This window comes from Nocardiopsis sp. B62 (assembly GCF_018070675.1).
Lineage (GTDB): Bacteria > Actinomycetota > Actinomycetes > Streptosporangiales > Streptosporangiaceae > Nocardiopsis > Nocardiopsis prasina.
Genome location: NZ_JAGPXK010000014.1, coordinates 38,007 through 50,313, shown reverse-complemented (window position 1 = coordinate 50,313; position 12,307 = coordinate 38,007). Strand labels below are relative to the sequence as shown.

Sequence of the window (12,307 nt, the reverse complement as noted above, 5' to 3'; positions counted from 1 at the left end):
ACCGCACGGTCGTACCCATTTCTCTCGTAGGAGAAGGGTACACACGACGCACGTCGGACTCGTCCCGAACGCGGTTCCGCCCCCTCCGCGGCGGTCCCAGCCCTCACGGCGGGCCACCCGGATCCGCCCCGCGCCGCGCCCTGGGGTGACTCGACGCGTACACCTCGCGCAGCCGCTCCACGGTCACCAGCGTGTAGACCTGCGTGGTGGTGACCGAACTGTGCCCCAGCAACTCCTGGACGACACGGATGTCCGCGCCACCGTCGATCAGATGGGTGGCGAAGGAGTGCCTCAGGGTGTGCGGCGAGACTCCCTCCACCCCGGCTCGTTCCGCCACGGCCGACAGCAGCACCCACCCGCCCTGCCGGGTCAGGCGTCCGCCCCGGGTGTTGAGGAACAGCGCCGGGCCGCCCCGCCCCGACGCGGCCAGTACCGGCCGCACCAGGGTGAGGTAACCGGCCAAGGCGCGACGGGCGTAGGAGCCCAACGGTACGAGCCTCTCCTTGCCGCCCTTGCCCCTGAAACGCACCAGGCCGACCGGCCCGCCCGCGTCCACCGCGTCCGCGACGTCGTCCACGTCCAGGCCCACCGCCTCCGACACCCGCGCCCCCGTGCCGTACAGCACCTCCAGCAGCGCGCGGTCGCGCTGGGCGAGCAGGTCGACGCGTGCGTCCGAGGCCGGCGCCGCCACCGGCCCGGCCGATTCCAGCAGCCGCTCCACCTGGTCCAGGGGCACGGCCTTGGGCAGGCGCATGGGCGGGGACGGCGGAGTCACCTCGGCGGCGGGGTCGTTGGCCGCCCACCCCTCTCGCACCGCGAACCGGTGCAGCCCCCGCACCGCGGCCAGGGTGCGCCCGGCGGAGGAGGCACTCAGCGGCGCGTGGACGTCATCGCCGTCGCGCAGCGCCCCCAGGAACGCTCCCACGTGCCCGGTGGAAGCCCCGGCGAGGTCGGTGACCCCTTGGGCGTCCAGGTACTCGACGTAACGCCACAGGTCACGTCGGTAGGCCAGCAGGGTGTTGTCGGCCAGCGCCCGCTCGGCGCTCAGGTGGTCGAGGAACGCGGACCGGACCCGGCCCAGGGGGCCCTCGTCGAGTTCGGTCCGCCCCGGCCCGTTCTCCGCTGCTTCGGTTCCCACGTGCGGTTCAGTCGTCCGAGGCCACGGGCAGGGAGGCGAACCCGTCCTGCGAAGCCGCGTGCGCGGCGAGCACGCCGATGACCGTCGCCCCGTTGTGCAGCCGCCCCTCCATGACCGCGCGCACGGCCTCCGCCAGCGGGAGCCACTCGCTGGCCAGGTCGGTCTCCTCGTGTTCGCGCACGAAGTCGATCTCCTCCTCCGGTACCTCGGTGAGGTCACGGGCGAGGAAGACGTGGATGCGCTCGTTGGAGAAACCCGTGCTCGGGTAGAAGTCCGGAAGTCTGTGCCATGAGGCGGCGCGCAGCGAGGCCTCCTCCACCAGTTCACGGCGGGCGGTGGCCAGCGGCCCCTCGCCGTCACCGTCGATCAGACCGGCGGGCAGCTCCCAGAGCGTGTGCTGGGTGGGGTGCCGGTACTGGCGTTGCAGCAGTACCCGGCCACGGGAGTCGAGGGCCAGGATCGCGGAGGCACCCGGGTGGACCATGTAGTCGCGGGCCGCGACGGCCCGGCCCTGGCCGTTGGCTCCGGGCATCTCCACCCAGTCCGTGCGCATCGAGCACTTGGCGCCCCGGTACCGCTCCTCGGACCGCTCCACCGGCCACGACTCGGGGGCGTCCGCGACCTTCGCGAACGCCCCCGTCGTCTCGTCCTCGACCGGGCGGGTGTGGTTGGCCATGCGGCCCCTCTCAGGCTCGGGCCCCACCCACCTGGTCGTCGCCGCTAGGAGACCTTGTGCTCCAGCGAGGCGGAGATCAGGCCGCGGAAGAGCGGGTTCGCGTTGGTCGGGCGGGAGCGCAGCTCCGGGTGCGCCTGCGTCGCGATGAAGAACGGGTGCGCGTCCCGGGGCAGTTCCACGTACTCCACCAGCTTGCCATCCGGGGAGAGGCCGGAGAACACCAGACCCGCCTCCTCCAGCTTGGGCCGGTAGGCGTTGTTGACCTCGTACCGGTGGCGGTGGCGCTCGGTGACCTGGTCGGCCCCGTCGTACAGGTCGCGGGCCAGGGTGCCCTCGCCCAGGTCCGCCGGGTACAGGCCCAGACGCATGGTGCCGCCCATGTCGCGGTCGCCCGCGACGACGTCCTCCTGGTCGGCCATGGTCGCGATCACCGGGTCGACGGCCTTGTCGTCGAACTCGAGGCTGTTGGCGCCCTCCAGGCCGAGCACGTTGCGCGCGTACTCGATGACCATGCCCTGGAGGCCCAGGCAGATGCCGAGCAGCGGCACGCCCTTCTCACGGGCGTAGCGGATCGCGCCGAGCTTGCCCTCGATGCCGCGCACGCCGAAGCCGCCCGGGATGAGGACGCCGTCGGCGCCGTCGAGCTCGGCGGCCGCACCCGAGGGGCTGGCGCAGTTGTCGCTGGCCACCCATCGGATGTTCACGCGGGTGTCCGTGGCGAAGCCGCCGGCGCGCAGGGCCTCGCTGACCGAGAGGTAGGCGTCGGGCAGGTCGATGTACTTGCCCACCATGGCGATGGTGACCTCGTGGTCGGGCTGGTGCACGCGGCGCAGCAGCTCGTCCCACTCGGTCCAGTCCACGTCACGGAAGGGCATGCCCAGGCGGCGGACGACGTAGGCGTCCAGGCCCTCGCGGTGCAGGACCTTGGGGATGTCGTAGATGGAGGGGGCGTCGGGGGTGGAGACCACGCCGGCCTCGTCCACGTCGCACATGAGGCTGATCTTGGACTTCAGGCTCTGCGTGATGGGCCGGTCCGAGCGGCACACGATGGCGTCGGGCTGGATCCCGATGCTGCGCAGGGCGGCGACCGAGTGCTGGGTCGGCTTGGTCTTCATCTCGCCGGACGGGCCGAGGAAGGGGATGAGGGAGACGTGCAGGAAGAAGCAGTTCTCCCGGCCCATCTCGTGCCGGATCTGGCGGACGGCCTCGAGGAAGGGCTGCGACTCGATGTCGCCGACGGTGCCGCCGATCTCGGTGATGACGATGTCGACGTCGGGAGCGTCCATCGCGTAGATGCGCGACTTGATCTCGTTGGTGATGTGCGGGATGACCTGCACGGTGTCACCGAGGTAGGCGCCCTGGCGCTCCTTGGCGATGACGCTGGAGTAGATCTGGCCGGTGGTGACGTTGGCCGAGGCGGAGAGCTCGACGTCGAGGAAGCGCTCGTAGTGACCGACGTCCAGGTCGGTCTCGGCGCCGTCGTCGGTCACGAAGACCTCACCGTGCTGGAACGGGTTCATCGTTCCGGGGTCGACGTTGAGGTAGGGGTCCAGCTTCTGCATGGTGACCCGAAGTCCGCGTGACTTCAGGAGCCGTCCCAGGCTGGAGGCGGTCAGGCCCTTGCCAAGACTGGAGGCGACGCCGCCAGTAACGAAAAGGTGCTTGGTACTCGCGGCGGATGCCAAAGTGTTGCTCCCGTGGTTTGAGTGGCTACGGCTGGCTCGGGCGAGCTTGGCTGCCGTGCGGCGGTCCGGTTCCGAGCGGCGGCGATGCCGTTCCAGCGCGTCGGACTCCACGGGGCACCAGAATAACAGGCCCTCCGTTCGTCCACACCTGGGAACGTCCGCCCTGCCCCCGGTGTTCCCCATCCCCACCTGCGCGGTTGCCGCGAACCCCTGGTGGCGTGGGCCTCCCGTGCGAACCACCGCCCGTCGGGTGGCGAAGGCAACACCGTTCCGAACCCCCTCGAAGAGCCCGTGACGGCTCCGGACCACCACTCACCGGCCCGGAGCCCGTGCCATGGGTCAGGCGGGGAAGCCCCCGGCGCGGCCGAGGTAGGCGGGCGGCTGCTTGCCGAGCCGCTCGCCCATCCAGTCGCCCAGCTCGGCCGCCTCGGACAGGCTCACTCCCGTGCGCAGACCGCTGCGGTGCAGCATGTACAGGAGGTCCTCGGTGCCGATGTTGCCGGTGGCGGCCGGAGCGAACGGGCAGCCGCCGAAACCGCCCAGGCTGGAGTCCAGGACCCGGACGCCCTCCTCCACCGCGGCCAGGGCGTTCGCGTAACCCGTGTTGCGGGTGTTGTGGAAGTGGCAGCGCAGGGTCCGACCGCCCGCCACCTCGGCGGTGCGGCGCAGGAGATCGCGCACCTGCGCGGGGACGCCCACCCCGATCGTGTCGGCCAGGGCGATCTCCACGGCTCCGGTGTCCGCGATCCGCCGCACGACCTCCATCACGCGTTCCGGCGCGACCTCTCCGTCGAACGGGCAACCGAAGGCCGTGGAGACGGTGACGCTCAACGGCACCCCGGTGCCCTCCAGGGCCCGGTCCATCTCCACCAGGGAGTCCAGCATCGCCTCGACGGTGGTGCCCTGGTTGCGGGTGCTGAAGCCGTCCGTGGCCGGAACCGCCACGTTGACCTCGGACACCCCGGCCTCCAGCGCCCGGTCCAGGCCGCGCCGGTTGAGGGCCAGACCGATGAAGGAGACACCGGGCACCCGCGTGACCCCGGCCATGACCTCCTCGGCCCCGGCCATCTGCGGCACCCGCTTGGGGTTGACGAAGCTGACCGCCTCGATCCGCCGCACCCCGGCGGCCACCGCACGGTCGATCAGCTCCACCCGGTCCTCGACCGACAGCACGGTGGACTCGTTCTGGAGGCCGTCACGCGGCCCCACCTCCACGATCTCCACGTGCTCGGCACCCTCGGGCCCACGGTCGTCCGCGCTCATCGACTCCACCTCTCCACGCCACACTGCGCTTGCGCGCCCAGGCTAACCAGCCCGCCCCGTGAACTCCGTCACCGGGGCGCCGGACCGTCGCGGTGCGCGCCGAGGTCAGCGCAGCGCGAGGGCGGGACGGACCTCCCAGGTCGTCCACACCGGGCGGTAGCCCATCCGGTGCCAGAACGGTCCGGAGAGCGGGTTCATGGCGGCGTAGTTGAGCACCGACACCCCCACACCGTGGCTGTCCAGTGCCTGGTGCGCCTGGCTCACCAGGGCGGTGCCGATCCCGTGGCCGCGCTCGGCCCCCGAGACCACCCCGTAGCCGATGTGCGCGATCGGCCGCGCCCGGACCAGGGACTTCGCCCAGCGGGAGCGTTCGGGCGGCGACACCCACAACAGCCCCACGGCCCGGCCCCGGCGCTCGGCCAACCAGATCCACGAACGCGAACGGTTGAGCGCCCGAGCGGCGACCTTGCGGGTCTGCTCGGCGGTGTCGGGCTGGAGGAAGACCCCGCCGAAGTGCTGTTCGTACCGGTGCTCCTCCATCAACAGACCCACCACCTGGGTGAGGTCGCTGGTGTCGGCCAGCCGGATGACCACGTCACGCGGGGGCAGGGAGGGCGGCACGCCTCGGCGGCGCTGGCGGGCGGCGAGCACGGTGTAGGGCTGGAGGCCGTGGCGTTGCAGCGGGATGATCCCCGCGACGTCGCGCGCGGGCCAGCTCACGAGGGCCGCCGACTCCGAGCCGGTGCCCGTGGGCAGGTCCTCGATCTGGTCGCGCCAGCTGGTGAGCAGGGAGTCCAGCGCGCGGGCGGGTTCGGGACCACCGACGATGGGGGTGAGCCAGTGCTGGTCGGGCACGCCCCAGATGCGGCCCACCTCGCCCGGCTGGTACCAGGTGTAGTGCATGCTGCCCGCGGCGACGGTTCGGCTCTCCTCGTCGCTGACCGTCAGCAGGGGGTAGGAGTTGGCCGCGAACCCCACGGGTTCGGGCAGCAGGGGGTCCGACTCCGCCCAGCGCTGGGCAACGGAGTGCACCAGCGGATCGAGTCCGATGTCGCCGCCAGGCGACTCATCATGCCGCACCCGAGCGACATAACCACTCACCCGCCCCACCCCTCCATTCGTCAAGAGCGTGCCCCGACCGGACTGACGGGTGCGGTCGCGTCGCGGTGCCCTTCACGGGCACCGGGCCGTCGTCCGAACCAACCGACGTGTCGGGACAGGATCGACCGTACCTCCTCGAAGCGGTACAGGTGACCGAAAGCCGGAGAACACGGGCCCGTCCTTCTCTCCGGAGAGGACCTCGGCGAGCCCCTGCCCGACCACGCCGAGACGGCGCGCGCGAACGCGCACCACGGTAACGGATGGAGGGGTCGCGCACGGAGGGCGGGGCTCCTCGGCGAGGGGCTATTCGACCTCGGGGCTGGCGGTGCCGCCCTCGGAGACGGTGGTGTTGCGTCCGTGGTTGATCACTTCGGGGTCGCCGGAGGCGAAGGAGATCTGGTTGTCCACGCCCACGAGGACGATCTTCCTCGCCGTGCCCACCTCCACGACGGAGTTGCGCCCGGTGGCGCGGACCAGCCCGCAGTCACCGTCCAGTATCACGACGGCGTCGTCCGCCTTGACCACGACCTCGCGGTTGGCGCAGTCCTCGTGCACCTCGGCACCGTCGTCGACCACCACGATGACCTGGTCGTTGGAGACTCCGTCCACCGGCTCGTCCTCCGGCCCCTGACCGACGTCGGGGGTGGGGGCGATCTCCTCCGGGTCGTCACCGCCCCGGTCGAGCCCGCACCCGGCCACCAGGAGACCCGTCAGCACCGCGACGAACGCGATACCAAGAACCCGACCGACCATGAACTCCCCCACACCCGAAAAAGGCAAAAGCGACATTCGACTTACGCAAAGCACAAGAATATGTCACGTGGAGGTAACTATGCGACCCAACCGTACTGGGATCGTGCTCGATTCGAGACGGGAACGGCGGTCACCGCGGGGATTCCCGGTGTGGAACCCCCGCGCCGACTAGCCTGGAGGCACCCTACCGGGTGCCGCCAGGATCACTTCAACCCGGCCGCGTCCATGCCGCGAAGCTCGCGCTTCAGCTCGCCGATCTCGTCCCTCAGCCTGGCGGCGAGCTCGAACTGGAGGTCGGTCGCGGCCTGGTGCATCTGCTCGCTCAGCTGGTCGATCAGCCCGGCAAGCTCCGCGCGCGGCATGTTCGCCACGTCCGCGCGCTCGCCCAACGCGGGCACCGGAGCCCGGCCCGCCTTGCCGCCCTGGCGGTACCCCGTCGACATGAGCTCCTCGGTGTCCACGTCCTCACGGTTCAGGGTGTCCAGGATGTCCGCGATCTGCTTGCGCAGCGGCGTCGGATCGATCCCGTGCTCGGCGTTGTAGGCCAGCTGCTTGTCCCGGCGTCTCGTGGTCTCGTCGATCGCCGCGCGCATCGAGTCCGTGACGTTGTCGGCGTACATGTGCACCTGACCGTCCACGTTGCGCGCCGCGCGGCCGATGGTCTGGATCAGCGAGGTCTCCGAACGCAGGAAGCCCTCCTTGTCCGCGTCCAGGATCGCCACCAACGACACCTCGGGCAGGTCCAGGCCCTCACGCAGCAGGTTGATGCCCACCAGCACGTCGAACTCCCCCACCCGCAGCTCCCGCAGCAGCTCCACCCGGCGCAGCGTGTCCACCTCGCTGTGCAGGTACCGCACCCGGATACCCAGCTCCGCGAAGTAGTCCGTGAGGTCCTCGGCCATCTTCTTGGTCAGCGTGGTCACCAGCACCCGCTCCGAGCGCTCCGCGCGCTCGGTGATCTCGTGCACCAGGTCGTCGATCTGGCCCTCGGTCGGCTTGACCACCACCTGGGGGTCCACCAGGCCGGTCGGCCGGATGACCTGCTCGACCACGTCGCCACCGGCCTGACGCAGCTCGTACTTGCCCGGCGTCGCCGACAGGTACACCGACTGCCCGATCCGCTTCGTGAACTCCTCCCACTTCAGCGGCCGGTTGTCCAGCGCCGAGGGCAGCCGGAAACCGTGGTCGACCAGGGTCCGCTTGCGCGCCGCGTCACCCTCGTACATGGCACCGATCTGCGGGACCGTCACGTGCGACTCGTCCAGGACCAGCAGGAAGTCCTCGGGGAAGTAGTCCAACAGCGTGTTGGGGGCGCTGCCGGGCTCACGCCCGTCGAAGTGCCGCGAGTAGTTCTCGATCCCCGAGCAGGTGCCGAGCTGGCGCATCATCTCCAGGTCGTGGGTGGTGCGCATCCGCAGTCGCTGCGCCTCCAGGAGCTTGCCCTGGCCCTCCAGCTCGGCCAGCCGTTCGCCCAGCTCCGCCTCGATCGTGCCGATCGCCCGCTCGGTGCGCTCCTCACCGGCCACGTAGTGGGAGGCCGGGAAGATGAACATCTCCTGGCTCTCCCCCAGCACCTCGCCGGTCAGGGGGTGCAGGGTCAGCAGCCGCTCGATCTCGTCACCGAACATCTCGATGCGGATCGCCAGCTCCTCGTAGACCGGGATGATCTCGATCGTGTCCCCGCGCACCCGGAACGTCCCCCGCGTGAACGCCATGTCGTTGCGCGCGTACTGCATCTCCACCAGGCGGCGCAGCAGGTCGTCGCGGTCCACCTCCATGCCCACCGACAGCTGGGCCATGCGGTCCACGTACTCCTGCGGGGTGCCCAGGCCGTAGATGCAGGAGACGGACGCCACCACGATCGTGTCCCGCCGCGTGAGCAGCGAGTTGGTCGCCGAGTGCCGCAGCCGCTCCACCTCGTCGTTGATCGAGGAGTCCTTCTCGATGTAGGTGTCACTCTGCGGGACGTAGGCCTCGGGCTGGTAGTAGTCGTAGTAGGAGACGAAGTACTCGACGGCGTTGTTCGGCAGCATCTGCCTCAGCTCGTTCGCGAACTGCGCCGCCAGGGTCTTGTTGGGCTGCATCACGAGCGTGGGCCGCTGGAGCTGCTCCACCGTCCACGCCACCGTGGCCGTCTTGCCCGTACCGGTCGCGCCCAGCAGCACCGTGTGCTGGTCGCCCTCCCGCACCCGCCTGGTGATCTGCTCGATGGCCCTTGGCTGGTCCCCGGCGGGGGTCATCTCCGAGACGACCTCGAAGGGTGCCTCACTGCGCTTGATGTCACTGACCGGTCGCACTTGCCCTCTTCTCCCTACGAACGTCGGGCCGCCCCTCGCCCACGTGTCCCTCTCTCCAACGCTACAGACCGCCCACGACATCCCGGAGCCTCCGGACACCTCCTCATAGGCCCCCGAACGGGTCGTCACCGCCGCCGGGCGCACCGTCCCCGCGGCACGACGACCACGGCGCACGACTTCCCGAAGGCGTCGGGAACCGGTGGGGACCCGGCGGCATCTCACCGACGTCCGATCCCCGAAGAAGGGTGATGTGCACCGTGACCCCCAGCACACAGGCGACCTTCGACCCGAACCTGCGGTCCGGGACCCTCAGGCGCCTGAAGGCCTCCCCCGAAGGCCTCAGACACCCGAACCCGATCAGGCTCCCCCTGCCGCGTTGGTCCCTGATCGCCCTCGCCGCGATGGCACCTGCCGTCCTCGGAGCACCTCTGGTCCTGACTCCCGGAGCATCCGGCTTCGTGGTGCTCACGCCGCTCATCCTCGTGACCGGGCTCTGCTGCGCCTTCCTCTGCCTGAGGTTCGTGGTGCACGACATGCTGGACCTCGAGGACGAGGGGTTCTTCATGTGGCTCTTCGTCCTGGGCGCCCCCCTGGTCGGCTTCGTGTTCCCCATGTGGTGGATCCTGCTCATCGCCGAGGTGATCGCGGCGGAGGAGCCATCCGTCACGGAGCCCCTGATGCCGGGCACACCGGGCGCGGTCGTGCTCTGGTTCCTTCCCGTGGTCACCCTGGTCGTGTTCCTCGTCGTCCGGCGCCCCTGGGACACCGCCGACCTCGCCGCTCGGCACCGTGACGACTACGTCATCCGCGCGGACCTCCGGTTCACCCTGAGCGCCCAGCTGCTGGACAGGCTCCAGCGTGTGACCGCGCGCGCCGAGCACGCGCACCTGGTCCTCGGCACACCGGTGGGTCTGGACCATGCCCTGCCCCTGCTGCGCTCGGAGGAGTGGCGCCTGGCCAGGGAGTGCCTGCACCTCGACCAGTTGCGCGGAAGGCTGGTCGACAGCCAGAGGGAGGGCAACAGCGCACCGCTCAGGGAGGCGCTCGCTCCGCAGTGGAGTGTCCTGGAGGAGGCGACGGAACGCCTGACCGAGGAGGTCGACCGGCTGGACGCCTACGGCAAGAGGATCCAGACGGCTGTGGAGACCCACAAGGAGTGGGTCAGGCTCCAACGCGTCGCCGACCAGGCGGGCGACTTCGCCGACCTCGCGGCCAGGACACCGACGGCGGACCCGGGTACGCCGAACGCCCTTGACGACAGCCTCCACGGAGCCGAGGCCGCCCGGGCGGTACGGGAGGAGATGATCCGGGAGACCGTCCGGGCCACGGCCGACCTCTTCCGCGGCACTGACGGGTCGAAGGGCCCCTAGACCGTTGATGGGACGATGTGCCCTGGTCAGGGGTCGTCAGCGACCAACGACCGCTTGACTGGGGCACCGATCATCCGGTTGTGCCAGGTCACCAGCCACATCGCGACCCTGAACAGGGCCGGGGCCGCCGAGCGCAGTGGCGGTCGCGTTCGGACTGGCCGGGCAGGCGGGGGAACAGGTGCCCGATCCGGTGCGGGGCGGCACGCGTCCAGTGGCGTTCTGCATCATGGCGCAACAGCACTCGGGCCAGGGCGACGCAGACGAGTCCGGAGTCGTTGAGCGGGCGGGGCGCCCCGGCCCAGTGGCGCGGCTCGTGGGGAGGGATCACCTCATCGTCCGGTTGGACGTGGAGCGCTGACGAAAGGGCGTCAAGGTCCCTGGGGCACACTCTGATCCTCGACGCCCTTCGTCCTGCCCGCAAGGGATTCAGGGATCTGCCATCAACGCCCTAGGCCGCCCGTGCCAGGAGTTCGCCCCACAGTTCGGCGACGCGGTCGGCGAGGTCCTCACGGGTACCGGAGTTGTCCACCACCAGGTCGGCCGCGGCCAGACGGGTCGGCCGGTCGGCCTGAGCCGCGATCCGGGCCCGCACCTGCTCGGGCGGCATGTCCCGGTCACGGGACACCCGCTCCACCCTGAGTTCGTCGGGGGTGTCCACCACGACCACCACGTCGTAGAGCGACTCCAGCCCGTTCTCCACCAGCAGCGGCACGTCGTACACCACCACGCTGGCCCCGGCGGCCTCGGCCTCCGCCATGAGCTCGCCGCTGCGCTCGGCCACCCGGGGGTGGACGATCGCGTTGAGCCTGGCCAGACGGGCCTCGTCGGCGAAGACGATCTCCCCCAGCGCGGGCCGGTCCAGGCTCCCGTCGGGGGCGAGCACCCCCTCGCCGAACTCGGCGACCACCTCGGCCAGTCCCGGTGTGCCGGACGCGACCACCTCACGGGCGATGGCGTCCGCGTCGACCACCACCGCGCCGTAGGAGGACAACGCGGACGAGACCGCGCTCTTGCCCGAACCGATCCCGCCGGTGAGACCCACTTTCAGCATGGGCCACACCCTAGGGGGCGCGACGGGCGGGCGTCACGCCGACCCCGCGCCCACCCGGGCCAGTTCCTTGCGCATGTGCACCATCACGAGGTGGTCCGCGACCCGCTCCCGGTGCGTCTCGGCGTACCCCAGGGTCCGGTACAGTCGCTGGTTCTTCGGACTCTGTGCCCCCGTGAACAGGGTGAGCGCCGTCAGTTCCGGCCTGCGCTCGCGCAGGTCGTCCTCGACCCGGGCCAGCAGCGCCCCGGCGATCCCCCGGCGACGCATGTCCGGGGCCACGACGAGGCGCCCCACCACCCCGGTGGTCTCAGTGACTCCGGCGCGGACCGCACCGACCAGACGGTGCCCGACCACGGCCTTGAGCACGAGGGCGTCTCCGTCGGCGAGCAACCCCTGGATCCGTGACAGCCCCTCGGTGAGCGGCAGGATGAACGGGTCCCCGTAGGCCTGGGCCTCGTCCACGTAGGCGGCCCGTTGCAGGGTGAAGATCTCACCGGCGTCGTCGGGGGTGGCCGGGTGGATGTCGAACACGTCGCCTCCTCAACTGGTCCCCGCCCTCGGCGGGTACCAGGCAACCCTAGCCGCCGGTACGTAGCCTTGACCCATGGTGAGCAGCAACGCAGTCGATGTCGACGCCTATCTGGCGGAACTTCCCGAGGCCGACCGGTCCGCGCTGAGCGGGCTCCGGGACCTGTTCCGCGCCGAACTCCCGGGGTTCGAGGAGGTCATGGCGTACGGGATGCCCGCGTACCGCAGGGACGGGGTCCCGGAGGTCGCCTTCGCCCGTCAGAAGCGCCACGTCTCGGTCTACCTGATGCGTGAGGACGTCGCCGCGGCCCACGCCGAGCGGCTCGCGGGCCAGGACATGGGCAGGGGATGCCTGCGTTTCCGCTCTCCCGGGGCCGTCGACCTCGACCTGGTTCGGGACCTGCTGCGGACCGTGGCCGCCACGCGGGGACCGAACCGCTGACAC

At 70.7% G+C, this 12,307-nt stretch carries 11 protein-coding genes; 2 read left to right on the top strand and 9 right to left on the bottom strand.

Annotated elements, in window-relative coordinates; all coding sequences use genetic code 11:
- Positions 1–103: 103 nt before the first annotated feature.
- The 7 genes from KBX21_RS16345 to uvrB all read right to left on the bottom strand — a co-directional run bounded on the left by KBX21_RS16345 (position 104) and on the right by uvrB (position 8,913).
- On the bottom strand, positions 104–1,138 hold the full coding sequence (locus KBX21_RS16345) for a site-specific tyrosine recombinase XerD (RefSeq protein WP_210842423.1): 1,035 nt from the start codon (positions 1,136–1,138) through the stop codon (positions 104–106).
- 7 nt (positions 1,139–1,145) lie between these two features.
- The gene (locus tag KBX21_RS16340; RefSeq protein WP_210842422.1) at positions 1,146–1,814 is read right to left on the bottom strand and encodes an NUDIX hydrolase; all 669 of its coding nucleotides are present in this window, start codon (positions 1,812–1,814) and stop codon (positions 1,146–1,148) included.
- A 44-nt stretch (positions 1,815–1,858) separates the two neighbouring features.
- On the bottom strand, positions 1,859–3,499 hold the full coding sequence (locus KBX21_RS16335) for a CTP synthase (RefSeq protein WP_082206291.1): 1,641 nt from the start codon (positions 3,497–3,499) through the stop codon (positions 1,859–1,861).
- 339 nt (positions 3,500–3,838) lie between these two features.
- Positions 3,839–4,762, bottom strand: coding sequence for a hydroxymethylglutaryl-CoA lyase (locus KBX21_RS16330; protein WP_210842421.1), 924 nt, complete (start codon positions 4,760–4,762; stop codon positions 3,839–3,841).
- Positions 4,763–4,867: 105 nt separating this feature from the next.
- Positions 4,868–5,863, bottom strand: coding sequence for a GNAT family N-acetyltransferase (locus KBX21_RS16325; protein ID WP_049567943.1), 996 nt, complete (start codon positions 5,861–5,863; stop codon positions 4,868–4,870).
- 303 nt (positions 5,864–6,166) lie between these two features.
- Positions 6,167–6,616 carry a DUF3060 domain-containing protein gene (locus KBX21_RS16320; RefSeq protein WP_234003839.1) on the bottom strand — a complete coding sequence of 150 codons (450 nt, stop codon included), beginning with the start codon at positions 6,614–6,616 and terminating at the stop codon, positions 6,167–6,169.
- Positions 6,617–6,819: 203 nt separating this feature from the next.
- The gene (gene uvrB, locus KBX21_RS16315; RefSeq protein ID WP_049567949.1) at positions 6,820–8,913 is read right to left on the bottom strand and encodes an excinuclease ABC subunit UvrB; all 2,094 of its coding nucleotides are present in this window, start codon (positions 8,911–8,913) and stop codon (positions 6,820–6,822) included.
- Positions 8,914–9,170: 257 nt separating this feature from the next.
- On the opposite strand from uvrB, the gene KBX21_RS16310 reads away from it, so the two are divergent.
- Positions 9,171–10,283: a hypothetical protein gene (locus tag KBX21_RS16310; RefSeq protein ID WP_156208023.1), complete on the top strand. Its 1,113-nt coding sequence runs from the start codon at positions 9,171–9,173 to the stop codon at positions 10,281–10,283.
- Between the two features lie 448 nt (positions 10,284–10,731).
- On the opposite strand, the gene coaE is transcribed toward KBX21_RS16310, so the two are convergent.
- Both coaE and KBX21_RS16300 read right to left on the bottom strand, forming a co-directional pair.
- Entirely contained in the window at positions 10,732–11,334 is a 603-nt protein-coding gene (coaE, locus tag KBX21_RS16305; RefSeq protein ID WP_210842420.1) for a dephospho-CoA kinase, read from the bottom strand.
- A 33-nt stretch (positions 11,335–11,367) separates the two neighbouring features.
- On the bottom strand, positions 11,368–11,865 hold the full coding sequence (locus KBX21_RS16300; RefSeq protein WP_049567958.1) for a GNAT family N-acetyltransferase: 498 nt from the start codon (positions 11,863–11,865) through the stop codon (positions 11,368–11,370).
- Positions 11,866–11,938: 73 nt separating this feature from the next.
- On the opposite strand from KBX21_RS16300, the gene KBX21_RS16295 reads away from it, so the two are divergent.
- Positions 11,939–12,304, top strand: a complete 366-nt coding sequence (locus KBX21_RS16295) for an iron chaperone (RefSeq protein ID WP_210842419.1) — start codon at positions 11,939–11,941, stop codon at positions 12,302–12,304.
- The last annotated feature ends 3 nt before the right edge of the window (positions 12,305–12,307 follow it).